The sequence below is a fragment of the Paraburkholderia bannensis NBRC 103871 genome, from assembly GCF_000685015.1.
GTDB lineage: Bacteria > Pseudomonadota > Gammaproteobacteria > Burkholderiales > Burkholderiaceae > Paraburkholderia > Paraburkholderia bannensis.
In genome coordinates, this window is the sequence record NZ_BAYA01000009.1 from 45327 (window position 1) to 69407 (window position 24081).

The 24081-nt window shown below is 63.1% G+C and carries 18 protein-coding genes; 2 read left to right on the forward strand and 16 right to left on the reverse strand.

Annotated features, from left to right (window positions below):
* Nucleotides 1-163 precede the first annotated feature (163 nt).
* Entirely contained in the window at nt 164-2227 is a 2064-nt protein-coding gene (gene ppk1 / locus BBA01S_RS15510; RefSeq protein WP_027817256.1) for a polyphosphate kinase 1, read from the forward strand.
* A gap of 113 nt (nt 2228-2340) precedes the next feature.
* On the opposite strand, the gene phoR is transcribed toward ppk1, so the two are convergent.
* The 11 genes from phoR to BBA01S_RS15565 all read right to left on the reverse strand — a co-directional run bounded on the left by phoR (nt 2341) and on the right by BBA01S_RS15565 (nt 15076).
* The gene (gene phoR / locus BBA01S_RS15515) at nt 2341-3654 is read right to left on the reverse strand and encodes a phosphate regulon sensor histidine kinase PhoR (protein ID WP_027817257.1); all 1314 of its coding nucleotides are present in this window, start codon (nt 3652-3654) and stop codon (nt 2341-2343) included.
* A 116-nt stretch (nt 3655-3770) separates the two neighbouring features.
* On the reverse strand, nt 3771-4472 hold the full coding sequence (gene phoB / locus BBA01S_RS15520; RefSeq protein WP_027817258.1) for a phosphate regulon transcriptional regulator PhoB: 702 nt from the start codon (nt 4470-4472) through the stop codon (nt 3771-3773).
* A gap of 124 nt (nt 4473-4596) precedes the next feature.
* Nucleotides 4597-5301 carry a phosphate signaling complex protein PhoU gene (gene phoU, locus BBA01S_RS15525; protein WP_027817259.1) on the reverse strand — a complete coding sequence of 235 codons (705 nt, stop codon included), beginning with the start codon at nt 5299-5301 and terminating at the stop codon, nt 4597-4599.
* A gap of 41 nt (nt 5302-5342) precedes the next feature.
* Complete coding sequence (gene pstB, locus BBA01S_RS15530; protein ID WP_027817260.1) at nt 5343-6179, reverse strand: phosphate ABC transporter ATP-binding protein PstB; 837 nt, start codon at nt 6177-6179, stop codon at nt 5343-5345.
* A 16-nt stretch (nt 6180-6195) separates the two neighbouring features.
* On the reverse strand, nt 6196-7080 hold the full coding sequence (pstA, locus tag BBA01S_RS15535) for a phosphate ABC transporter permease PstA (protein ID WP_407668312.1): 885 nt from the start codon (nt 7078-7080) through the stop codon (nt 6196-6198).
* 8 nt (nt 7081-7088) lie between these two features.
* On the reverse strand, nt 7089-8075 hold the full coding sequence (gene pstC / locus BBA01S_RS15540) for a phosphate ABC transporter permease PstC (protein ID WP_027817262.1): 987 nt from the start codon (nt 8073-8075) through the stop codon (nt 7089-7091).
* Nucleotides 8076-8316: 241 nt separating this feature from the next.
* Nucleotides 8317-9348 (reverse strand): phosphate ABC transporter substrate-binding protein PstS, encoded by a 1032-nt coding sequence (gene pstS, locus BBA01S_RS15545; RefSeq protein WP_027817263.1) that lies wholly within the window; start codon nt 9346-9348, stop codon nt 8317-8319.
* A gap of 423 nt (nt 9349-9771) precedes the next feature.
* Complete coding sequence (gene glmM, locus BBA01S_RS15550; RefSeq protein WP_027817264.1) at nt 9772-11124, reverse strand: phosphoglucosamine mutase; 1353 nt, start codon at nt 11122-11124, stop codon at nt 9772-9774.
* A 110-nt stretch (nt 11125-11234) separates the two neighbouring features.
* A complete protein-coding gene (folP, locus tag BBA01S_RS15555; protein WP_156965968.1) occupies nt 11235-12041 on the reverse strand; it encodes a dihydropteroate synthase in 807 nt (268 codons plus the stop codon).
* 256 nt (nt 12042-12297) lie between these two features.
* A complete protein-coding gene (gene ftsH, locus BBA01S_RS15560) occupies nt 12298-14193 on the reverse strand; it encodes an ATP-dependent zinc metalloprotease FtsH (RefSeq protein WP_027817266.1) in 1896 nt (631 codons plus the stop codon).
* A gap of 220 nt (nt 14194-14413) precedes the next feature.
* On the reverse strand, nt 14414-15076 hold the full coding sequence (locus BBA01S_RS15565) for an RlmE family RNA methyltransferase (protein ID WP_027817267.1): 663 nt from the start codon (nt 15074-15076) through the stop codon (nt 14414-14416).
* Nucleotides 15077-15336: 260 nt separating this feature from the next.
* Here BBA01S_RS15565 and yhbY point away from each other — a divergent pair, with 260 nt between their 5' ends.
* A complete protein-coding gene (yhbY, locus tag BBA01S_RS15570) occupies nt 15337-15876 on the forward strand; it encodes a ribosome assembly RNA-binding protein YhbY (protein WP_027817268.1) in 540 nt (179 codons plus the stop codon).
* An 82-nt stretch (nt 15877-15958) separates the two neighbouring features.
* Here the strand turns inward: yhbY and BBA01S_RS41420 are convergent, their stop codons facing one another.
* From BBA01S_RS41420 to BBA01S_RS15595, 5 genes are all read right to left on the reverse strand, one after another.
* A complete protein-coding gene (locus BBA01S_RS41420; RefSeq protein WP_042297389.1) occupies nt 15959-16417 on the reverse strand; it encodes a DUF4149 domain-containing protein in 459 nt (152 codons plus the stop codon).
* A gap of 84 nt (nt 16418-16501) precedes the next feature.
* Nucleotides 16502-16978 (reverse strand): transcription elongation factor GreA, encoded by a 477-nt coding sequence (greA, locus tag BBA01S_RS15580; RefSeq protein ID WP_027817269.1) that lies wholly within the window; start codon nt 16976-16978, stop codon nt 16502-16504.
* Nucleotides 16979-17186: 208 nt separating this feature from the next.
* Nucleotides 17187-20441: a carbamoyl-phosphate synthase large subunit gene (carB, locus tag BBA01S_RS15585; protein WP_027817270.1), complete on the reverse strand. Its 3255-nt coding sequence runs from the start codon at nt 20439-20441 to the stop codon at nt 17187-17189.
* A gap of 141 nt (nt 20442-20582) precedes the next feature.
* Complete coding sequence (gene carA, locus BBA01S_RS15590) at nt 20583-21722, reverse strand: glutamine-hydrolyzing carbamoyl-phosphate synthase small subunit (RefSeq protein ID WP_027817271.1); 1140 nt, start codon at nt 21720-21722, stop codon at nt 20583-20585.
* A gap of 669 nt (nt 21723-22391) precedes the next feature.
* Nucleotides 22392-24044 (reverse strand): transglycosylase SLT domain-containing protein, encoded by a 1653-nt coding sequence (locus tag BBA01S_RS15595; RefSeq protein WP_027817272.1) that lies wholly within the window; start codon nt 24042-24044, stop codon nt 22392-22394.
* Between the last annotated feature and the right edge of the window lie 37 nt (nt 24045-24081).

Consider the following 24081-nt stretch of genomic DNA (forward strand, 5'->3'; position numbering starts at 1 on the left):
GGGCGCCTTTACCCAGCGTGCATGATTGCTGCGCAAGGTGTCGAGAACGTGAAAATGGGGCGTAAAATTTATGACACACTCAATGTCACAATAAAGTCACATTACTGTGAGAATTTCCGAGCGTCCGTTCGAATCATCCCCTGAAATTCCGCTTTCAATACCCATGTCCATCCGCTATCCCCTTCTCAATCGCGAACTGGGCATTCTGGGATTCAACGAGCGTGTGCTCGCACAGGCCGCCGACCCATCCGTTCCCTTGCTGGAGCGCTTGCGCTTCATCTGCATCACCAGCAGCAACCTCGACGAGTTCTTCGAAGTCCGTATGGCCGGGCTCCAGGAACAGATGCGCGACAACCCCGGTGCGCTGTCGCCCGACGGGATGTCGCTGCAGCACGTGTACGACCTCGTGGTCGAGCGCGCGCAGCGTCTCGTGCATCGCCAGTACCGCATGCTGCACGACACCGTGCTGCCGGCGCTCGAACAGGAAGGCATCTATTTCCACGGCACCGATGCGTGGAACGAAGCGCAGACCAACTGGGCGCGCAAGTACTTCCTCGACGAACTGCTGCCTGTCCTCACGCCGATCGGCCTCGACCCCGCTCACCCGTTCCCGCGCGTACTCAACAAGAGCCTGAACTTCGTGGTCGAGCTCGAAGGCAAGGACGCGTTCGGGCGTCAGGCCGTAATGGGCATCGTGCAGGCGCCGCGCGCGCTGCCGCGCCTCGTGCGCATGCCGCAGGAGCTGTCGGGCTTCCAGCATGGTTTCGTGCTGCTGGGCTCGCTGCTGCAACGCTTCGTGGGCGAACTGTTCCCGAGCCTCGTGGTGCGCAGCTGCAACCAGTTCCGCATTACGCGCAACAGCGAACTGTTCGTCGACGAAGACGAAATCACCAATCTGCGCGTGGCGCTGCAGGGCGAGCTGCCCGCGCGCCACCTGGGCAATGCGGTGCGTCTGGAAGTGTCGGCGGAAACGCCGCTGCATCTGGTGAAGCGGCTGCTCGACGAAAGCGGCCTCGACGAGAAGGACTGCTATTACGTCGACGGCCCCGTCAATCTCGTGCGTCTCATGCAGCTGCCCGAGATGGTCGACCGCCCAGACCTGAAGTTTGTGCCGCACGTGCCGGCGATCCCGCAGCGCATCGCCGCGAGCGGCAGCATGTTCGACGTGATCGATCAGGGCGACATCCTGCTCCATCACCCGTACGAAAGCTTCCAGCCGGTGCTGGAGCTGCTGCTGCAAGCCGCCAACGATCCGAACGTGGTCGCCATCAAGCAGACCATCTACCGCACCGGCACCGATTCGCCGCTGATGGACGCGCTCATGCAGGCCGCGCGCAACGGCAAGGAAGTCACGGTGGTGGTCGAACTGCTCGCGCGCTTCGACGAAGAAACCAACATCAACTGGGCGTCGCAGCTCGAAGCGGTCGGTGCGCATGTGGTCTACGGCGTCGTGGGCCACAAGTGCCACGCCAAGATGATGCTGATTGTGCGCCGCACGCCGGTGAACGGCCGCATGCAACTGCGCCGCTACGTCCACCTGGGCACCGGCAACTATCACCCGCGCACGGCGCGTCTTTACACCGACTTCGGCCTGATGACCTCGGAGCCGAAGATGTGCGAGGACGTGCATCACGTGTTCCAGCAGCTGACCGGCATCGGCGGCGAACTGCAGTTGCACGACCTGTGGCAGTCGCCGTTCACGCTGCATCCGAAGCTCGTCGAAGCGATTCGCGCCGAGGCCCAGGCCGCGCGCGAAGGCAAGAAGGCGCGCATCGTCGCGAAGATGAACGCGCTGCTCGAACCCACGGTGATCGACGAGTTGTACGAAGCATCGCAGGCGGGCGTGAAGATCGACCTGATCGTGCGCGGCGTGTGCTCGCTGCAACCGGGTGTGCCGGGCCTGTCCGAGAACATCACGGTGCGTTCGATCGTCGGGCGTTTCCTCGAACACCATCGCATCTATTACTTCTATGCGGGCGGCGCGGAGCACGTCTATCTGTCGAGCGCCGACTGGATGGATCGCAATCTGTTCCGTCGCGTCGAAGTCGCGTTCCCGATCCACGATCGACGCCTGAAGCGCCGCGTGATCGCCGAAGGTCTGTCGTGCTTCCTTGGCGACAACCAGGCGGCGTGGCTGATGCAAAGCGACGGTCACTACAAGCGCCGTCGCGCGGGCAAGGCGATCCGCAACGCACAGATGAGCCTGCTGGCGAAGTTCTGTCCGTGACGCCGTCCAGCGCCTGTTTTTAAAGGCGCTGGATGCGAAAAAGCCGCTTCGGTCATGATGACGAAGCGGCTTTTTTATTCGGTAAAACTCAGGGATTTACTGAAGCATCACACTCAAGCCGGCGTCGGCTGACGACGCGTCGTGCGCGCGGCCGGGAAGCGCACCGTGAAGGTGCTGCCCCGCCCTTCCTCGCTCTTCACTTCGAGCGCGGCGTCGTGGCGTTGCAGCACATGCTTGACGATCGCGAGACCCAGGCCCGTGCCGCCCGTGTCGCGCGAACGGCTGCGATCGACGCGATAGAAACGCTCCGTGAGACGCGGGATGTCGCTCGCCGGAATGCCATAGCCGCTGTCCGTCACCGAGAACACCGCGCTGCCGCCTTCGAGGCGCCACGACAGCTGCACGCGGCCGCCCTCGGGCGTATAGCGCACCGCGTTGGTCGCGAGATTGCCAAGCGCGCTCAATACTTCGGTCTCCGAACCGGTCACGCTCAGGCCATCGTCGAAATCGGCGCTCACGATGTGATGGCCGCCCGAGAGGCTTTCCGCATCCTCGCGTACGTGGACGAGCACCGCACGCATATCGATGATCTGGTCGCCCGGCAGGCGCGCTTCGCCTTCGAGCTTGGCGAGCACCAGCAGGTCGGTGACGATGTGGCGCATGCGCGAAGCCTGCTGCTCCATCAGGTCGAAGTAGCGCATGCGCTCTTCCTCGGACAGCGGCAGCTCGCGCATCGTCTCCAGGAAGCCCGAGAGCACCGTAAGCGGCGTCTTGAGTTCGTGCGAGACGTTGGCGACGAAGTCGCGGCGCATCGCGTCCGTGCGTTCGAGTTCGGTGATGTCCTGCGAGAGCACGAGCTTGCGGTTGTCGCCGTACGGGAACACCTGCACGGAGAGCACGTTCTGGCGCTTCGCGCCCATGCCGCGCATGATCAGCATTTCCTTGTAGTCGTGCGAGTTCAGGTAGCGCACGAAGTCGGGCTGACGCACGAGATGGGTGATGTGCTGACGCAGGTCGCGCTTCGCGTCGAGACCGAAATGCACTTCGGAGATGGCGTTGCACCACTCGATCTGGTCGTGGTCGTCGAGCATGGCCACGCCGTTGGGCGACGCCTGGATGGCCTGGATGAAACGCGAATGCTGTTGCTCGACCTGGCGAACCTGGGCGTGCCAGCGCTTCGCGAGCTTGTGCAGACGGTAGTAGATTTCCCCCCACACGCCGGGCGCGCTCGGCACTTCGCCGTACACGGGGGCGTCGAGCAGGCGCCAGAGACGCTGCTTGTGGAAGGTGCTGAAAACCATTTGGCCGACCAGCGCCACGACGGCGACGGCCAGCCCGAATTTGACGCCGACAAACGCGCCGACGCCCGTGCAGACGAGCGCGAGCAGCACGATCGATACGAGGGCGCGCGCCCAGATGATGTTCATGTTCCTGCGATCGAAGAGAGTGACAGTCCGTACCGGGGCGCTGCGGATTCGGAGCACCGGCGCTGCGCGAAACGCGGCGCCGGCGTATGACTACGATGGGCTACGGTTGAATCGACTCAAGCGCTCTTTGCCAGGCGATAACCGCTGCCGCGCACCGTTTCGATCATAGCATCGCAGCCAGCGGGCTTGAGCGCGGCGCGCAGACGCTTGATATGCACGTCCACGGTGCGCTCTTCCACGAACACGTGATCGCCCCAGACCTGGTCGAGCAGCTGCGTGCGGCTATGCACGCGCTCCGGGTGCGTCATGAAGAAGTGCAGCAGGCGGAACTCGGTCGGGCCGAGGTCGAGCTTGATCTCCGAGCCTTCCGCGTGCGCGGCCACGCGGTGCGTCGCCGGATCGAGCTTGAGGCCGTTGATCGCCACGACGTCCTCGGTCAGCTGCGGCGCGCGGCGGCGCAGAACCGCCTTGATGCGCGCCATCAGCTCCTTCGGCGAGAACGGCTTGGTGACGTAGTCGTCCGCGCCGATTTCGAGGCCGAGCACCTTGTCCTGCTCGTCGCCGCGCGCCGTCAGCATGATGATCGGAATGTGCTTCGTGCGCTCGTTGTTGCGCAGGTCGCGCGCGAAGTTCACGCCCGACTTGCCCGGCAACATCCAGTCGAGCAGGATGAGATCGGGCAGCACGTCGCTGATCAGATTCTGCGCCTGCTCCGCGTTGTAAGCGCGGATCGGGCAATGACCTGCATGTTGCAGGTTCACCGAGATCAGCTCGGAAATAGCGGGCTCATCTTCGATGACGAGAATGCTGCTAGGCATCGGCACCTCTTGACCTATAGACCTGTTGATACGGATTACGAAAGTGACGGGGCGGAATCGATTTCAGAACTCGACATGAAAAATGCGCTTCGAAAGCGCACTTCTCCACCGCCCCACGCACCACTTAGCTAAGCGCTTCGCGTTCGAGCGCGTCGCGCGACTTGTGCCGCACGTCGGTGCCCTTGACGATGTAAATGATGAATTCGGCGATATTCTTCGCGTGGTCGCCGATGCGCTCGATCGCCTTGGCGATGAACAGATAGTCGAGGCCCGCCGAAATCGTGCGCGGATCTTCCATCATGTAGCTCACCAGCTTGCGCACGAAGGCGCGGAATTCCTCGTCGATGGCCTTGTCGTCGCGCACGATCTGCGCGGCGGCCACCGTGTCCAGGCGCGCGAACGCGTCCAGTGCACGGCGCAGGATCGACACGGCCATTTCGCCCGAGACCTTGATCTCGGCGATGTTGACCGCGCGCGAGTTGCCGTCTTCCATCAGGCGCTTGGTGCGCTTGGCGATCTTTTCGGCTTCGTCGCCGGCGCGCTCCAGGTTCGTGATGGTCTTCGAGATCGCGAGCACGAGGCGCAGGTCGCGTGCAGCCGGCTGGCGGCGCGCGATGATGTTGCTGCACTCTTCGTCGATCTCGACTTCCATCGTGTTCAGGCGCTCTTCGGCGGCGATCACGCGCTCGGCGGCTTCGCCGTCGAACTCGTTGAGGGCCTGCATCGCCGTGATGATCTGCGACTCCACGAGGCCGCCCATTTCCAGAACCTTCGAGGAAACGAGGTTCAGGTCGGCGTCGAACTGGCTGGACAGGTGCTTGTCGGACATGTCTTTTCTCCCTTCTTCCGCTTAATGTGCTACCGAACGGATCAGCCGAAGCGGCCCGTGATGTAGTCTTCCGTTTCCTTGCGGACCGGCTTGATGAAGATCTTCTCGGTGTCGCCGAATTCGATCAGCTCGCCGAGATACATGTACGCAGTGTAGTCCGAGCAACGCGCGGCCTGTTGCATGTTGTGGGTGACGATCACCACCGTGTAGTCGCTCTTGAGTTCGGCGATCAGCTCTTCGATGCGGCCCGTCGAAATCGGGTCGAGCGCCGAGCACGGTTCGTCGAGCAGCAGCACTTCCGGACGGATCGCGATGCCGCGCGCGATACACAGACGCTGCTGCTGGCCGCCGGACAGGCCGTAGCCGCTCTGGCCGAGCTTGTCCTTCACTTCGTTCCAGAGCGCGGCCTTGGTAAGCGCCCACTCGACGCGGTCGTCCATTTCCGGGCGCGACAGCTTCTCGAACATCTTCACGCCGAACGCGATGTTGTCGTAAATCGACATCGGGAACGGGGTCGGCTTCTGGAACACCATGCCGATGCGCGCGCGCAGCAGCGAGATGTCACGCTTGGTCGTGAGCAGGTTCTCGCCTTCCATCAGGATCTCGCCTTCGGCGCGTTGTTCCGGATAGAGCGCGTACATCTTGTTGAAGGTGCGCAGCAGCGTGGACTTGCCGCAGCCCGACGGGCCGATGAACGCCGTCACCTTGCCTTCGGGAATCTGCAGGTTGATGTTCTTCAGCGCGTGATACTTGCCGTAGAAGAAGTTGAGATCCTTGACCTCGATCTTCGGACGCGACGACATCGCGCCACGGTTGCCCTGGGCGGGGTCGAAGCCGGACGGCGCGGTAGTGTTGAGGTGACTCTCTGCCATATTCATCGGATGAACTCCGCCCTTACTTTTTCGAAAAGATGGTGCGTGCAAGGATATTCAGACCCAGCACACCCAGCGTAATCAGGAAAACACCAGCCCACGCGAGCGATTGCCACTGCGAGAACGGGCTCATCGCAAACTTGTAGATCGTGACCGGCAGGTTCGCCATCGGCTGATTCATGTCCGCCGAGAAGAACTGGTTCGACAGCGCCGTGAACAGCAGCGGCGCGGTTTCGCCAGCGATACGGGCGATCGCGAGCAGCACGCCCGTCACGATGCCCGCGATCGACGCCTTCAGCGTGATCGACAGCACCATCTTCCACTTCGGCGTGCCCAGCGCGAAAGCCGCTTCGCGCAGTGCGTTCGGCACCAGCTTGAGCATGTTCTCGGTCGTGCGGATCACGATGGGGATCTGCAGCAGCGCCAGCGAGATTGCACCGGCCCAGCCGCTGAAGTGACCCATCTTCGCCACCACGAGCGCGTAGACGAACAGGCCCACGACGATCGACGGCGCCGACAGCAGGATGTCGTTGATGAAGCGCGTCACGCTCGCAAGCAGACCCTTCTGGCCGTATTCGGCGAGATACACGCCCGCCAGAATGCCGATCGGCGTGCCGACTGCCGTCGCGATGCCGACCAGCAGCAGGCTGCCGACGATCGCGTTGGCGAGACCGCCGCCATCGGTGTTCGGCGGCGGCGTCGACTGCGTGAAGAGTTCGACCGACAGGCCGCCGATACCGAGCGAGAGCGTCGTGTAGAGAATCCACACGAGCCACAGCAGGCCGAAGGCCATCGCGGCCAGCGACATCGTCAGCGCGATCGCGTTGGTGACGCGGCGGCGGCCTTGCAGCTTGCCGCGCATCTTGTCGAGTTCGGAGCCGTAGATCGCTCCGGGAATTTTCATCATCGGCTCGCTCATCGCGCACCCTCCGACTTTTCAAGGCGCAGCAGCATGATCTTCGAGATCGCCAGCACGATGAAGGTAATCACGAACAGGATCAGGCCGAGCTCCATGAGCGCCGACGTATGCAGGCCCGGGCCTGCTTCGGCGAACTCGTTGGCGAGCGCCGAGGTGATGCTGTTGCCGGGCGAGAAAAGCGACACGTTGTCGAGCAGATTGGTATTGCCGATCACGAAGGTCACGGCCATCGTTTCGCCGAGCGCGCGGCCAAGGCCGAGCATCACGCCGCCGATCACGCCGGTCTTGGTGAAGGGCAGCACGATCTTCCACATCACTTCCCACGTCGTGCAGCCGATGCCGTAGGCCGACTCCTTGAGCAGCACGGGCGTGACTTCGAACACGTCGCGCATCACCGAGGCGATGTACGGAATGATCATGATGGCGAGAATCACGCCGGCGCACAGGATGCCAATGCCGATCGGCGGGCCCTGGAACAGCGGCCCGATCAGCCACACGTCGCCCAGCAGATGGCCAAGCGGGCGCTGGAAGTATTGCGCGAAGATCGGCGCGAACACGAGCAGGCCCCACATGCCGTACACGATCGACGGGATCGCGGCCAGCAGTTCGATGGCGATGCCGAGCGGGCGGCGCAGCCACGCGGGCGAGAGTTCAGTCAGGAACAGCGCAATGCCGAAGCTCACCGGCACGGCGATGACGAGCGCGATGATCGACGTGGCGATGGTGCCGTAGATGGGCACGAGCGCGCCGAACTGGTCGCTGGGTGGATCCCAGTCGGCCGTCCAGAGGAACGAGAGGCCGAACTTGTGGATCGTCGGCATGGAAGCGACGATCAGCGACACGATGATGCCGCCGAGCAGCAACAACGTGACGATGGCGGCGCCGCGCGCGAGGCCGCCGAAAATGATGTCCCCTGCCGGGCTGGGCGCCTGTTGTTGCGCGTTGCCGCCGGGCGGGTTCGAGACGAGCGGGACGTCGGACATGATGACCTGTATCCAGATTGCCGCGAGCGAAGCTCACGACGTTGATGCGGTTCTGAAACCGACTGCCGCCAGGGCCCGGCCATGCGACCGGATCAATGCCCAAGGGCGGTACATCGTAGCGGGTGATTTACGACTGCTTTGCAACCGCATTACGGATGCATAACGCATAACCAGGAAGCAGTACGGGCCGCACGCGGTATCGCGGCGGCCCGTTGCGCTACACGGTCAAACCGCCTTCGCCTTATTCAGCGATGGCCTTGCCGCTAGCGTCCTTGACCTTTTCCTTCCACTGCGACTTGATTTCGCTCACAACCGATTGCGGCAGCGAGATGTAGTCGAGGCTGTCAGCAGCCGGCGTACCGTTCTTGAAAGCCCAGTCGAAGAACTTGAGCGTTTCCTTGCCTTGATCCGGCTTGTCCTGTGCCGTGTGCAGCAGAACGAACGTGGCGCCAACGACCGGCCATGCTTCCTTGCCCGGCTCGTTCGTCAGGATCTGGTAGAACGACTTCTTCCAGTCTGCGCCAGCAGCCGCTGCCTTGAACGTGTCCGTGCTCGGCTCGACGACCGTGCCCGACTCGTTCTTCATGGCAGTGTAGACCATGTGATTTTGCTTGGCGTACGCCCATTCGACGTAGCCGATCGAGCCCGGCAGGCGCTGCACGAAGGCTGCGACGCCGTCGTTGCCCTTGCCGCCCGTACCCGTCGGCCAGTTGACCGTCGAGCCTTCGCCGACCTTGCTCTTCCACTCGGCGTTGACCTTCGAGAGGTAGTTCGTCCAGATGAAGCTGGTGCCCGAACCGTCAGCGCGGCGAACCACGGCGATGTCCAGATCCGGCAGCTTGACCTTCGGGTTCAGGGCGACGATGGCCGGATCATTCCACTTCTTGATCTTGCCGAGGTAGATGTCGCCGAGCACTTCGCCCGACAGCGTGATTTCACCAGCCTTGATGCCCGGCACGTTGATCGCCGGCACGACGCCGCCCACCACCGTCGGGAACTGGAACAGGCCTTCCTTGGCCAGTTCGTCGTCCTTCAGGGGCGCGTCCGAACCTGCGAAGTCAACCGTCTTGGCGACGATCTGCTTGATACCGCCCGACGAGCCGATGCCTTGGTAGTTCACCTTGCCGCCGCCCGACTTTTGATAGGCGTCCGCCCATTTCGTGTAGATCGGTGCTGCAAAGGTGCTGCCCGCGCCAGTGATGTCAGCAGCGTGGGCTGCCATCGCGAAGAGGGCGCCAGCAACGCCAGCGAGCGCGGTTTGCATCAATTTCATGAGACCTCCAAGTGTGTGAGCGGATAACGACAGGGCGAAGAATAGGGCCTCTTTGTGACAGTACCGTGACGATTCATGAAGCAGTCGTGACAGTACGATTACCGGCTGAAAGGCGGGGATAGAATGAAGAAGGCGTTTACTTCAGGCGCAATGACGCCCTGATCGCGTGCGCTGGCGCGCGCGGCAGCCCGTGGGGCGGGCATTTGCCGAAGTCGCGGGGTCGGACTCGCAGGTCTGCGTGCGACTGTTTGAAAGCCGTCTGAAACCGTCGGTGGAACGTTTGCTCCAGCCGCAAAAAAATCATTGCGGTGGACGGTCGTTCAGAGGCTGAAAATGCAGGCGCGGCACCTTGTCGCAGACAAGATGCCGCTTATTTCCGCCAGATCTTGCCGGTCTGGCGGATCGGGGCGCTCAGGCCGGCAGTCAGGCAATCGCGCGCTTGACGGTCTCGGCGATCGATTCCGCGTAATGGAGCGTGTCGCGCTCCTCGCGCGCTTCCACCATCACGCGCAGCACCGGCTCTGTGCCCGAGGCGCGGATCAGCACGCGTCCGCGGCCCTTGAGCTCGGTTTGCGCATCGGCGATCGACTTCTGGATGGCGGCGTTGCCCTTCCAGTCGGCGCCCTGCGCAATGCGCACGTTGATGAGCTTCTGCGGGAACAGCGTGACGCCGTCGAGCAGTTGCGCAAGCGTCTGGCCGCTGCGCTTCATGGCGGCCAGCACCAGCAGCGCCGAGACGATGCCGTCACCGGTCGTGTGGCGGTCGAGCGAGAGAATGTGGCCCGAGCCTTCGGCGCCGATCTGCCAGCCGTTTTCGCGCAGTTGCTCCAGCACGTAGCGGTCGCCCACGTTGGCCCGCACGAAACGTACGCCAAGGCCGTCCAGCGCCTGTTCGACCGCAAGATTGGTCATCAGCGTGCCGACCGCGCCTTCGACCTTGCCGTCGGTCGCCATGCGATCCTTGACCAGCACGTAGAGCAGTTCGTCGCCGTTATAGAGGCGGCCTTGCGCATCGACAATCTGCAGACGATCCGCGTCGCCGTCGAGCGCGATGCCGAGATCGGCATGATTCGCTCGCACGGCACGCACGAGCGCGTCGGGCGCGGTCGCACCGACGCCGTCGTTGATGTTGAAGCCGTTCGGCGACACGCCAATCGGGATGACGTCCGCGCCCAGTTCGTGGAACACGTGCGGCGCGATGTCGTAGGCCGCGCCGTTCGCGCAGTCGACCACCAGCTTCAGGCCACGCAGGCTGAACGCCTGCGGGAACGTGCTCTTGCAGAATTCGATGTAGCGTCCGCGCGCGTCGTCAAGGCGACGGGCGCGGCCCAGTTGCTCGGACGGCGCGCAGTCGAGCGGCAGTTCGAGTTGCGCTTCGATCTGCGTCTCGACTTCGTCGGGCAGCTTGTTGCCGTCGGCGGAGAAGAACTTGATGCCGTTATCGAAGTACGGATTGTGCGAGGCGCTGATCACCACGCCCGCGGCCAGACGCAGTGCGCGCGTGAGATAGGCGACGCCGGGCGTCGTCATCGGGCCGGCCAGCATCACGTCGATACCGGCGGCGGAAAGCCCTGCTTCCAGCGACGCCTCAAGCATATAGCCCGAAATGCGCGTGTCCTTGCCGATCAGCACGGCCGGGCGCGGGCCCGAAGCCGGTGCGGCCCCTGCGAGCACCTTGCCCGCCGCGTAGCCGAGACGCAGCACGAAATCCGGCGTAATCGGCGCCTCGCCGACCTTGCCGCGAATCCCATCGGTTCCGAAATAACGACGTCCCATACCTCAAACCTCACATTGACACTGTTGTATGGCGCCGGGGCTTTATCGATGCCCCGTCGCGCCCTGTTCTCTCAACGCCCTGCCGCTTGCACGGCTTTTCCCAGCTAGCGCTAGCTGCGTTCGGCCTCGCGCATCGCGCCCCAGACCTTGAGCGCGTCCACGGTCGGCGCGACGTCGTGCACGCGGATAATCGCCGCGCCCTTCTGCGCCGCGCACACCGCCGCCGCCACACTGGCCGCAATACGCTCGGGCGCCGGCCGGCCGATCAACGCGCCGAGCATCGACTTGCGCGACATGCCCGCAAGGATCGGATACGGTGCAACGCCAGCGACGACGTCCGGCGCGGTTTGCGGCAGGTGCGCGAGCAAAGCGTAATTATGCTCGACCACCGCCTTGCCGAACCCAAACCCCGGGTCGACACTGATGCGAGCTTTCGCGATGCCCGCGCCTTCGAGTTCGGCGCAACGCGCCTGCAAGAACTCCCGCACTTCGCTCACGACATCGACGTAATCGGGCTCGCCCACCTGCATCGTCTGCGGCTCGCCAAGCATGTGCATCACACACAGGCCGCAGTTGCTTCCACGCACCGCGTCGATGGCCCCCGGCATGCGAAAACCCCAGATGTCATTGATCAGATCCGCACCGGCCGCCAGCGCGTGACGCATCACTTCGGGCTTGTAGGTATCGATCGACAGCGGCACACCGGCGTCTTTCAGGCGCTCGACCAGCGGGATCACGCGGGCGAGTTCCTCGTCGAGCGGCACGGGCGGCGCGCCCGGGCGGGTCGATTCGCCGCCAATGTCGATGATGTCGACGCCGTCATCCAGCATCTGTTGCGCGCGGCGCATGGCATCGTCGAAGGCGATAAAGCTGCCGCCATCCGAGAACGAATCCGGGGTCGCGTTGAGGATCCCCATGACGAGCGGACGCTCGAAAGTCAGCGTGAAACGACCGCAGATCAGCGGTTCGGGCAGATTACCCTGCGAAGTGAGTTTGGGCACGTCAAGAAACGTCAGATGTGTAACGAAATGCAGCCGCCAGCTGCGACCCGGCGGCGCAGCCAGTCAAGGCTGCGCCGCCGGTCACAGTACAAAGCGGCCAGAAATGCAAAACGGGCCGGTGTGAAGATCACACCGGCCCGCAACTCTACTCGATCTGGCGAACCGCAGTGGGTCAGGCCGGCTGGGTCGCGCTGCTGCCCGGCTTGACTTCGCTGCCCGTGCTGCTGCCGCCCGACGACGAGGCGTCGCCAGCAGACGGCGTGCTCTTGGGCGAGCGCGGCGGACGGCCAGCCATGATGTCGTTGATCTGATCGGCGTCGATCGTCTCCCACTCCATCAGCGCGGCAGTCATCGCTTCGACCTTGTCGCGATTCTCGTCCAGCAGACGCTTCGCGAGGTTGTACTGTTCGTCCAGCACGCGGCGGATTTCCGCGTCGACCTTTTGCTGGGTCGCTTCCGAGATGGCACGCGTGAAGCCCTTGCCGAACGGGCCGCCTTCGTTCTCATCGTCGGCGTAGACCATCGGCCCCAGCGCGTCGGTCATGCCGAAGCGCGTAACCATTGCGCGCGCTGTCTGCGTCGCCTTGTTGAAGTCGTCCGATGCACCCGTGCTGATCAGGTTCATGAACAGCTCTTCCGCAACACGGCCGCCGAACAGGATCGCGAGACGGTCAAGCAGATAGTCCTTCGAGTACGTCTCGTTGTCGTGCTCCGGCAACTGCCACGTCACACCCAGTGCGCGACCGCGCGGGATGATCGTGACCTTGTGCACCGGATCGGCCTTCGGCAACAGCTTGGCGATCACCGCGTGGCCCGACTCGTGATACGCCGTGGCGCGTTTCGCTTCTTCGCGAATCACGGCCGACTTGCGCTCCGGGCCCATGAAGATCTTGTCCTTCGCGTCTTCGAAGTCCTGCATTTCGACGATGCGCTTGCCGCGACGCGCTGCGAACAGCGCCGCTTCGTTCACGAGGTTCGCGAGGTCAGCACCCGAGAAACCCGGCGTGCCACGTGCGATCACCGCTGCATCGACGTCGTTGGCGATCGGCACCTTGCGCAGGTGCACCTTCATGATCTGTTCGCGGCCACGGATGTCCGGCAGACCGACATAGACCTGGCGGTCGAAACGGCCCGGACGCAGCAGCGCCTTGTCCAGCACGTCCGAACGGTTGGTTGCCGCGATCACGATGACGCCCGAGTTGGCTTCGAAACCGTCCATCTCGACCAGCATCTGGTTCAGCGTCTGTTCGCGCTCGTCGTTACCGCCGCCCATGCCGGCGCCGCGATGACGACCGACCGCGTCGATTTCGTCGATGAACACGATGCAGGGCGCGTGCTTCTTGGCCTGCTCGAACATGTCGCGCACGCGGGCCGCGCCCACGCCAACGAACATTTCAACGAAGTCCGAACCGGAGATGCTGAAGAACGGCACCTTCGCTTCGCCGGCGATGGCACGCGCGAGCAGCGTCTTACCGGTACCCGGAGGGCCGACCAGCAACACGCCGCGCGGGATGCGCCCGCCCAGCTTCTGGAATTTTTGCGGATCACGCAGGAAATCGACGAGCTCGGACACTTCTTCCTTGGCTTCGTCGCAGCCTGCGACGTCGGAGAAGTTCACCGCGTTGTTGTTCTCGTCGATCAGACGGGCACGCGATTTACCGAACGAAAACGCCCCGCCTTTGCCGCCCCCCTGCATCTGCCTCATCATGTAGAACCAGAACACGATGATGAGTATGGTCGGCCCAAGGTAATACAGCGCAGACACGAGCGCGTTCGGCTCTTCGTCAGCCTTGCCGCTCACCTGCACGTTGTACTTCATCAGGTCGCCGACCATCCAGATGTCACCCGGGGAGACGATCTGGTATTTCTGGCCATCGGCCGGAGTGACCGTGAGGTTCCGCCCCTGCACTACGACGCTCTTGACCTTGCCATTCTTTGCGTCGTCCATGAACTGCGAATAGGAAACGCCTTCCTGGACACGGGGCTTGTCGAACTGCTTGAACACCGTAAACAGCACCAGTGCGATCACCAGCCACACTGCTGCTTTCGAAAACATGTTGTTGTTCAAAGCACCACTCCTTCACTCATAGACGGGCGCCTACATTTGCCTTGCGACACCACCAAAGCATTCTAATCCAGTACGCAGGGCCTCGCCATAACGTTTCGCTAAGGCATAAATAGCCGCAACGCCTTGCCGGGACAACCTCCCGGAGCTTATCCGGGCGTTTTTTCACCGCCCCTGCAGGACGCCTGACGCACTGGAACCGATCCTTGCGTAATGCCCGAGGTTAACGGGGTCGCTTCAGATGTTTGCCCAATATAAACGTTTCGGCCGATTTATCGCGCGAAGCCTTCGGTTTGCGCGCGGCCACGACCTTGAACTGATGCTTGAATTTCTCGACGATCTGGCTGTAACCACTGCCGTGAAAGCATTTTACTAAAAGGGCACCATCCGGTTTCAAATGATTCTGCGAAAACTCTAGGGCGAGATCGCAGACGTGTTCGATGCGCGCGGCATCAGCCAGCGCGACCCCGGACAGATTGGGCGCCATATCCGAAATTACAAGATCCACCGGACGGCCGCCGACGATTTCTTCCAGTTGCTCAAGCACGCTGTCCTCGCGGAAGTCGCCTTGCAGGAATTGCACGTCGGAAATCGGCTCCATCGGCAGGATGTCGAGCGCAATGATCGTACCGTCGATGCCCCCCTGGCGTTGTTCGTCGCGTTTCGAGCTCTGGGCGAGCTTGTTGCGCGCGTACTGGCTCCAGCTGCCCGGCGCGGCGCCAAGGTCGACGATGACCATGCCCGGGCGGATCAGCTTGTCCTGCTCGTCGATTTCCTTGAGCTTGTAGGCGGCGCGGGCGCGATAACCCTCCCGCTGCGCCAGCTTCACGTACGGATCGTTGATATGGTCGTGCAGCCACGACGTGTTGAAGCGGTTTTTTGCCATTAAAGATGAACTCTTGCTGCGTGATGTCGCGCTTTTAGCGGATAATACGCGTTTAATTCGTGCGGCCGTCGCGGCCCGTGCGGCTAAGCCGGCGTGTTCGTACCGCCACACCTGCCCACATCAGCCCGCGCCACGCCGTTCTCCACGGTTTTCCGTTGTTTCCGACGCGCCTTTCGCCTTCCTGTGCGCCTGTCCCTCTTCATGAGGCCCGACAGGCTGCCCGGCGAGCGCCGTCATTTTAGTCGAGTCTGCCACATCCCATGCCCGCCCTCTCTCTTACTGCCGAACAGCGCTCCGAACTGCGTTCCCAGGCTCACGCCCTCAAACCGGTCGTGCTCATCGGCGCCGAGGGATTGACCGACGCCGTCATCAAGGAAATCCAGGTTCACCTTGGCGCGCACCAGCTCATCAAGGTTCGCGTGTTCGGCGACGAGCGCGAAGAGCGCATCGCGATCTACGAAGAAATCTGCGATCGCCTGAACGCCGCCCCGGTTCAGCACATCGGCAAGCTGCTGGTGATCTACAAGCCCGAAGAAGCCAAGGCGAAGACCACGACGGCCCGCGCCGGCGCCCGCGGCACCGTGACGCGCCCGTCCGGCGACGTGCCGAGCGCACGCGAAGCTGGCAAGCGCGCCCCGCGCGTCGTGAAGGTCGTCAAGCCCAGTGAAAACCCGATGCGCAAGCCGAAGGCGCAAAAGGTCACGGTCAAGGGCAACGAGCGCGTCACGCAAGGCGGCAACGTCAAGCGTGCCAAGAAGCGCCAGACCAGCTCGAAGCGCGCCCACCAGGGTTCGAAGTAAGCTCGACGCGGTTTCGAACCCGCTTCGAAATAAAAAGCGCGGCCTGTGTGCCGCGCTTTTTTTCGCCGCCGCCCTGACGGGCTCAGCGGCGCGTGGACGGCAGCAACCAGACGAGCCACGCACCCAGCAGGCTCTCGACCAGATAAAACAGGCTCGAGATGCCGTGCAGCATGCCAAAGCGGCTCGCATATGCCGAATGTGCGATGTCTACGCCCGCCTGCATCGCATTCATGCGCATGGCGTTCATGAACGGCTGCAGCGCGTAATAGCCGATCACCACGCACAGCAGCATGCCGACCAGCAGCCAGCGCAGGCGGCGATACCCTACTTCCCCGCACCGCACGAATACATTCGCGAGCACGAGCAGCAGCACGCCGCACACAAGTCCGATCATGCCTTCGATGCGAAAGAGCTGAGCCGCAAGCGCGCCCGCCGACATGCGGTCGAGCGACGCGAACAGCACCGGCGCGACCGCATAACCGATGGTCAGCTGGCTGCCCACCCACAACATGGCGATCAGCGCGAACAGGCGATGCGGCACGAGCGAGCCGGATACGCCCGATGAGGCAGCGTTGATCTCGGCGCGCACATCATTTTTCACATCGTGACTCATGATCGCGCCCCGTCAGACGTAGCGAACCTCGATGACTTCGTATTCGCGCACGCCGCTCGGGGCCTGCACGGCCGCAACGTCGCCTTCCGACTTGCCGATCAGCGCGCGCGCGATGGGCGAGCTCACCGAAATCAGGCCGTGTTCGAGGTCGGCTTCGTCGTCGCCGACGATCTGGTACGTCACGGTATTGCCCGATTCGAGGTCTTCGAGATCGACGGTCGAACCGAACACGACGCGGCCGTCCGCTTCGAGCGTAGCCGGGTCGATGACCTGAGCCGCTGCCAGCTTCGATTCGATCTCGGCAATACGGCCCTCGATGAAACCCTGCTTTTCCTTCGCTGCGTCGTATTCGGCGTTTTCCGAGAGATCGCCCTGCGCGCGCGCTTCAGCGATCGAATTGATGACCGCCGGACGCTCGACGGATTTCAGGCGTTGCAGTTCTCCACGGAGTTGGTCTGCACCGCGCTTGGTCAAGGGAATCGTGCTCATAAACAACTCGTTCAGCCGCTTGGGGCCGTATTGATGCCGCATGCAATACACATTGCGGCCATAAAAAAAATCACCGCGGTTAAGTGCATCCCGCGAGGGCAGCTGCGCACGCAGGCGCAGCCTCAAAACCCTGTTGGGACGCCGCTTAACCGCGGCACATTCAGCTATGTTTGCCTGTCTCGTTTCTATTGGACAGACAATCGAAGCCTTAGTTTAGGCGAGCGTGGAGGCCTTGTAAATCATAGACTTCCAGGTTCTTCAGGTAGCGCAGACCTTCGACGGCGGCGCGCGCGCCGGACATCGTCGTGTAGTACGTGACCTTGTTCGCCTGCGCGCTCATGCGGATCGAGCGCGAATCGGCAATCGCCGCGCGGGTTTCGTCGACGGTCGTGAAGACCAGCGAAATCTCGCCGTTCTTGATCATGTCGACAATGTGCGGACGGCCGTCCTTCACCTTGTTGACGACCTTGACCGGCACGCCAGCCGCTTCGATCGCGGCAGCGGTGCCGCGCGTGGCGACGATCGCGTAACCGAGTTCGTGCAGCATGCGCGCGACTTCGACGGCCTTCGGCTTGTCCGAATCCATCACGGTGATGAACACCGTGCCTGATTCCGGCAGACGCGAACCCGCTGCGAGCTGCGACTTGAACAGCGCTTCACCGAAGGTCTTGCCCACGCCCATCACTTCGCCGGTCGAACGCATTTCGGGCCCGAGCACCGGATCGACAGCCGGGAACTTGACGAACGGGAACACCGCTTCCTTCACGCTGAAGTACGGCGGCACGACTTCCTTCGTCACGCCCTGGTCCGCCAGCTTCTGGCCGACCATCGCACGCGCCGCGATCTTCGCGAGCGGCAGGCTGGTCGCCTTCGACACGTACGGGACGGTACGCGAAGCGCGCGGGTTCACTTCCAGCACGTAGATGATGTCCTTCTTCGAACCGTCATCCTGCGGCACTTGCTGGATCGCGAACTGCACGTTCATCAGGCCGACCACGTTCAGCGCCTTGGCCATCGCGGCGGTTTGACGCTTGAGTTCGTCGACGGTTTCCTTCGACAGCGAGTACGGCGGCAGCGAGCAGGCCGAGTCGCCCGAGTGGACGCCTGCCTGTTCGATGTGCTCCATCACGCCGCCGATGAACACGTCCGTGCCATCGGAGATGCAGTCCACGTCGCATTCGATCGCGTCGTTCAGGAAGCGGTCGAGCAGCACCGGCGAATCGTTCGACACCTTCACGGCCTCGCGCATGTAGCGTTCGAGGTCGCGCGGCTCGTGGACGATTTCCATGGCGCGGCCGCCGAGCACGTACGACGGACGCACGACGAGCGGGTAGCCGATTTCGTCGGCGAGCTTGAGCGCTTCGTCTTCGGCGCGTGCGGTGCGGTTCGGCGGCTGGCGCAGGCCCAGGTCCTGCAGCAGCTTCTGGAAGCGCTCGCGGTCTTCGGCCGCGTCGATCATGTCCGGCGAGGTGCCGACGATGGGCACGCCGTTCGCTTCAAGGTCGAGCGCGAGCTTCAGCGGCGTCTGGCCGCCGTACTGCACGATCACGCCAACCGGCTTTTCCAGGTCGACGATTTCGAGCACGTCTTCGAGCGTCAGCGACTCGAAGTACAGACGGTCGGACGTGTCGTAGTCGGTCGAAACAGTCTCAGGGTTGCAGTTGACCATGATGGTTTCGTAGCCGTCTTCGCGCATCGCGAGCGCGGCGTGAACGCAGCAGTAGTCGAACTCGATACCCTGGCCGATCCGGTTCGGGCCGCCGCCCAGCACCATGATCTTCTTGTTGTTCGTCGGGTTGGCCTCGCACTCGTCCTCATAGGTCGAGTACATATAGGCGGTCTTCGTGGCGAACTCGGCCGCGCAGGTGTCCACACGCTTGTAGACCGGGCGCACGTTGAGCTCGATACGGCGCTTGCGCACGTCGGCAGCATTCGCGCCGAGCAGCTTCGCCAGACGGCGATCCGAGAAACCGCTCTGCTTGAGGTAACGCAGCTCGTCCTTCGTAAGGCTTTCGAGCGTGCGACCACGTGCGGCCTCTTCCTTCTGGATGATCTGTTCGATCTGCGCGAGGAACCACGGGTCGATCGCGGTTTCTTCGAAGATCTCTTCGCGCGTCATGCCCACGCGGAATGCGTCGCCCACGTACCAGATGCGATCCGGGCCGGCTTCGCCGATCTCGCGGATGATCTCGTCGCGGCTCGTGGTCTTTTCGTCCAGACCGTCGACGCCGACTTCCAGACCGCGCAGTGCCTTCTGGAACGACTCCTGGAAGGTGCGGCCAATCGCCATCACTTCGCCGACGGACTTCATCTGCGTGGTCAGGCGCGGATCGGCTTCGCGGAACTTCTCGAACGCGAAACGCGGGATCTTCGTGACGACGTAGTCGATGGTCGGCTCGAACGAGGCCGGCGTCGCGCCGCCCGTGATTTCGTTCTTGAGCTCGTCCAGCGTGTAGCCGACGGCCAGCTTCGCTGCGACCTTGGCGATCGGGAAGCCCGTGGCCTTCGACGCCAGTGCCGACGAACGCGACACGCGCGGGTTCATTTCGATCACGATCATGCGGCCCGTCTTCGGGTCGATCGAGAACTGGACGTTCGAACCGCCCGTGTCCACGCCGATTTCGCGCAGCACAGCCAGCGAAGCGTCGCGCAGGATCTGGTATTCCTTGTCCGTGAGCGTCTGTGCCGGCGCGACCGTGATCGAGTCGCCGGTGTGGATGCCCATCGGGTCGAGGTTTTCGATCGAGCAGACGATGATGCAGTTATCCGCCTTGTCGCGGACCACTTCCATCTCGTATTCCTTCCAGCCGAGCAGCGATTCTTCGATCAGCAGTTCGCGCGTCGGCGACAGATCGAGACCGCGCTTGCAGATCTCTTCGAATTCTTCGCGGTTGTAGGCGATGCCGCCGCCCGAACCGCCGAGCGTGAACGACGGACGGATCACGACCGGGTAGCCGCCCGTGCCGGTGGCTTCGGCGATCTCGGCTTGCACCTTGAGCGCCTCTTCCATCGAGTGAGCAACACCCGACTTCGCCGAACCGAGACCGATCTTGGTCATCGCGTCCTTGAACTTCTGGCGGTCTTCGGCCTTGTCGATGGCTTCCGGCGACGCGCCGATCAGCTCGACGTTGTACTTCGCCAGCACGCCGTGGTGGTGCAGGTCGAGCGCGCAGTTCAGCGCGGTCTGGCCGCCCATCGTCGGCAGGATCGCGTCCGGGCGCTCCTTCTCGATGATGCGCTCCACCACTTCCCAGGTGATCGGCTCGATGTAGGTGACGTCGGCCGTGTTCGGGTCGGTCATGATCGTCGCCGGATTGCTGTTGACGAGGATGACCTTGTAGCCTTCTTCACGCAGCGCCTTGCATGCCTGCGCGCCCGAATAGTCGAACTCGCACGCCTGGCCGATGATGATCGGGCCGGCGCCGATGATGAGAATGCTCTTAATGTCTGTCCGCTTGGGCATAACGCTCTCGCTAAATATTCCTGTGTCTTTTACGTCTGGCGGCATCACTTCTGCCGCCGGGTGCGCGCGTGGGCCGCGCCTGAAACTGCGTCAAACCGGCTCGCTGCGCACCCTGCTCTGCTCTTTTGCTTCAGGCGCGGCTCAAGCGCCCTTCGACTTGTCCATCAGCGCCGTGAAGCGATCGAACAGGTAGCCGATGTCCTGCGGGCCAGGCGACGCTTCCGGGTGGCCCTGGAAGCAGAAAGCCGGCTTGTCGGTCAGCTCGAAACCTTGCAGCGTGCCGTCGAACAGCGACACGTGCGTGACGCGCGCGTTCGCGGGCAGCGTGGCCGCGTCCACGGCGAAGCCGTGGTTCTGCGACGTGATGACCACGCGGCCGTCGGCCAGGTCCTTGACCGGATGGTTCGCGCCGTGGTGGCCGGTCTTCATCTTGAGCGTCTTCGCGCCGACGGCGAGGCCCATGATCTGGTGACCGAGGCAGATGCCGAACGTGGGGATACCGCGCTCGATGAATGCCTGTGCCGCCTTGATCGCGTAGTCGCACGGTTCCGGGTCGCCAGGGCCGTTCGAGAGGAACACGCCGTCCGGGTTCAGCGCGAGCGCGTCTTCAGCCGTCGATTGCGCCGGCAGCACCGTGACGTCGCAGCCGCGTTCGGCCAGCATGCGCAGGATGTTCTGCTTCACGCCGTAGTCGAATGCGACGACCTTGTACTTCGGCGCCGACTGCGTGCGATAGCCTTCGCCCAGACGCCATTCCGTGGTGTTCCACGGGTAGGCTTTGTCCGTCGAGACGACCTTGGCGAGATCCATGCCCGCGAGGCCCGGGAACGAGCGCGCGAGTTCGATGGCCTTGGCTTCGTCGTCGGAACCGGCGAGGATCGCGCCGTTCTGGGCGCCCTTGTCGCGCAGGATACGCGTGAGCTTGCGCGTATCGATGCCGGCGATGGCGACCACGCCTTCGTCCTTCAGGTACTGGCCGAGCGTGCGGTCCATACGGAAGTTCGAGGCGAGGACAGGCAGGTCACGGATGATCAGGCCGGCGGCATGGACTTTCGTGGCTTCGACGTCTTCGGCATTGACGCCGACGTTGCCGATATGCGGATACGTGAGGGTGACGATCTGGCGAGCATAGCTCGGGTCGGTCAGGATTTCCTGATAACCGGTGATGGCCGTGTTGAACACGACTTCACCGATCGTATGACCCGGGGCGCCGATCGAGTAACCACGAAAGACCGTGCCGTCGGCGAGCGCGAGCAGAGCGGGAGAGAAAGACGGCAACACGGGAGACTCCTTGGGGGAGCACCCTGTGCCGACCTGTTGTCCGACGTTGCGATCTTGCGACCTGGGCGCGGCTGCGGCGTCGGCATCGACATCATGACGATGAGATGCGCGCGCGGCTCGCACCTTGCGCGGCTATTCGGTGTCGTCAGGCTCGCAGTGGACTGCGTCGGGCGCCTGCCAGAATGAAGCGTTTGTGACGCTCGATCGGGCGGCAGCCAGCCTTTGACGGGGAAAGCGCGGGCGGCGGATGAACGGATGGGGGGAGGTAGGCGCTAGGGTGCGGGTTGATAAGCTCAAACCTTGAAATTATAGCGTGAAAACCCTTAATCCGCCAAATTTCGAGATGACAGTCGTGTGAAATGCGCACGCAACTTCCGGCAGCGCCGGATGAACGTCGAACGCCGCGCCTTTCACTATAGGCGTCCTTGCCACGCACGGAAGCGCGGCAATTGGGGACAGCCTTCGTGGGCGCCATACTCTGACTTGAGCGCGACAACCCGCAGCAAAATCGACCGCACTAATCGACTGCACCAATCGACCACAAACCGGCCGCACAAATGAAAACGCCGTCACCCGGCGGGGCAACGGCGTGGGAATAGCTTAAGTGATCGGAGCGAAACCGCCATGCGTTGCCCCCGCAACACATGGCTGAGCACCCTCAGCCAGCCGCTATTTGGACTTGTGCTTCTGCGTGTGGGTTTCGGCCTTCGGGCGGCTTGCCGCACCCTTCGACGCCTTGCTGGGCGCTGCGCTGGAAGCTTTGGTCTTGACCGGCTCAGCGACCTTGACGACTTCCGCGCGTGCGCGACCGTGCTTCTTATCATAGCGCGACTTCGAACCCGACTCCGCAACGCGGGTGCCAATTCGTTCCACACCACCGCCCGAGACATTCGTGGCGAGACGCTCCGGCCCCGGCTCACTCGGCATCGACTTGCCGACCGGCACGTGCAGCACGAGCACCTGGCCCGGCGCGACGGCGTCGCGACGCGTCTTGTTCCACGCCTTGAGCTGGCCGACCGAGACGCCGTAGCGGCTGGCGACCATGTCCATCGACTGCTTGCGGCGCACGCGAATCAGCATCTTGCGCGTGTCGGGCACGTCCGGCTCCATGGCGAGCACGGCGCTTTCGGCCACGTCGGCGCTGATGTCCTCGTCGTCGGCATCGTCGGTGCGCGGCACCACGAGCGTCGAGCCCGGCTTCAGGCGCATGCCCGCCGGAATCTTGTTGACCGACATGAGCGTGTCAGCGTCCACGCCGATCTTCTGCGCGATGGCGGCAGGCGTCGCACGCGCATCGGTGGTATAGACCGTCCACGACGACAACTGGCCCGAATACGACTTCAGGTTGCGCTCGAACGCGCTGGCGTTATCGAACGGCAGCAGGATCTGCGGATCGGTCGTGCCCAGAATCACAGGCTTCTTGAACGACGGATTGAGCGTGCGGAATTCGTCGGGCGTCATGTTCGCGAGCTTCGCGGCGACGTCCACGTCGATATCGTGCGAGGTGGTGACCGTGACGAAATACGGGTGATTCGGGATGCTCGGCAGCGTGAGACCGTATTGCTGCGGGTTCATCACGATGTTCTTGACCGCCTGGAGCTTGGGCACGTAGTTGCGCGTCTCGTTCGGCATGCGCAGGCTCTGGTAGTCGGTCGGCAGGCCGGCCGCCTGGTTGCGCGCAATGGCGCGCTGCACGTTGCCTTCGCCCCAGTTATACGCGGCCAGCGCGAGATACCAGTCGCCGAACATATCGTGCAGACGCGAGAGGTAATCGAGCGCGGCGCTGGTCGAGGCCAGCACGTCGCGGCGCTCGTCCTGCCACATGTTCTGCTTGAGGTTATAGGTCTTGCCCGTACCCGGCACGAACTGCCACATGCCCGCGGCCTTCGCGACCGACAGCGCCTGCGGGTTATACGCCGATTCGATGAACGGCAGCAGCGCGAGCTCGGTCGGCATATGGCGCGCTTCGAGCTCTTCGACGATGTGGTACAGATATTTCTGCGAACGCTCGGTCATGCGCGCGACGTAGTCGGGACGTTGCGCGTACCACTGCGCATTCATATCGACGAGATCGCTTTGCAGATCGGGCATCTGGAAGCCGCGGCGGATGCGGCCCCAAAGGTCGGCGTCCGGGCTCGTGAGCTGATCGACCGAACCTTGATCGACGTTAATCGTTTCTTTCGCGGCGGAGGTCTTGCGGATGGCGTCGGCGCGGGCCTGCGGATCGGCGGGAGAAAGTGAACTGGCTGAATTCGCGTTCGGCCCCCCGCTCGCACAGGCGGCGAGCATCAGGACCAGCAGCGCGCTTAGGATAAATCGCATGAACGTCTACTTGCAATGGCTGGAATTTGCAGCCGAT

Excerpts from the sequence above, each read along its gene's own strand:
- pstA (WP_407668312.1), bottom strand. The coding sequence starts at position 7,080 with ATGATGAAAATTCCCGGAGCGATCTACGGCTCCGAACTCGACAAGATG.
- BBA01S_RS15565 (WP_027817267.1), bottom strand. The coding sequence starts at position 15,076 with ATGGCAAAAAACCGCTTCAACACGTCGTGGCTGCACGACCATATCAAC.
- BBA01S_RS15595 (WP_027817272.1), bottom strand. The coding sequence starts at position 24,044 with ATGCGATTTATCCTAAGCGCGCTGCTGGTCCTGATGCTCGCCGCCTGT.
- pstC (WP_027817262.1), bottom strand. The coding sequence starts at position 8,075 with ATGTCCGACGTCCCGCTCGTCTCGAACCCGCCCGGCGGCAACGCGCAA.
- pstB (WP_027817260.1), bottom strand. The coding sequence starts at position 6,179 with ATGAATATGGCAGAGAGTCACCTCAACACTACCGCGCCGTCCGGCTTC.
- yhbY (WP_027817268.1), top strand. The coding sequence starts at position 15,337 with ATGCCCGCCCTCTCTCTTACTGCCGAACAGCGCTCCGAACTGCGTTCC.
- phoB (WP_027817258.1), bottom strand. The coding sequence starts at position 4,472 with ATGCCTAGCAGCATTCTCGTCATCGAAGATGAGCCCGCTATTTCCGAG.
- phoU (WP_027817259.1), bottom strand. The coding sequence starts at position 5,301 with ATGTCCGACAAGCACCTGTCCAGCCAGTTCGACGCCGACCTGAACCTC.
- ppk1 (WP_027817256.1), top strand. The coding sequence starts at position 164 with ATGTCCATCCGCTATCCCCTTCTCAATCGCGAACTGGGCATTCTGGGA.
- folP (WP_156965968.1), bottom strand. The coding sequence starts at position 12,041 with ATGGGGATCCTCAACGCGACCCCGGATTCGTTCTCGGATGGCGGCAGC.
- glmM (WP_027817264.1), bottom strand. The coding sequence starts at position 11,124 with ATGGGACGTCGTTATTTCGGAACCGATGGGATTCGCGGCAAGGTCGGC.
- phoR (WP_027817257.1), bottom strand. The coding sequence starts at position 3,654 with ATGAACATCATCTGGGCGCGCGCCCTCGTATCGATCGTGCTGCTCGCG.
- greA (WP_027817269.1), bottom strand. The coding sequence starts at position 16,978 with ATGAGCACGATTCCCTTGACCAAGCGCGGTGCAGACCAACTCCGTGGA.
- carB (WP_027817270.1), bottom strand. The coding sequence starts at position 20,441 with ATGCCCAAGCGGACAGACATTAAGAGCATTCTCATCATCGGCGCCGGC.
- pstS (WP_027817263.1), bottom strand. The coding sequence starts at position 9,348 with ATGAAATTGATGCAAACCGCGCTCGCTGGCGTTGCTGGCGCCCTCTTC.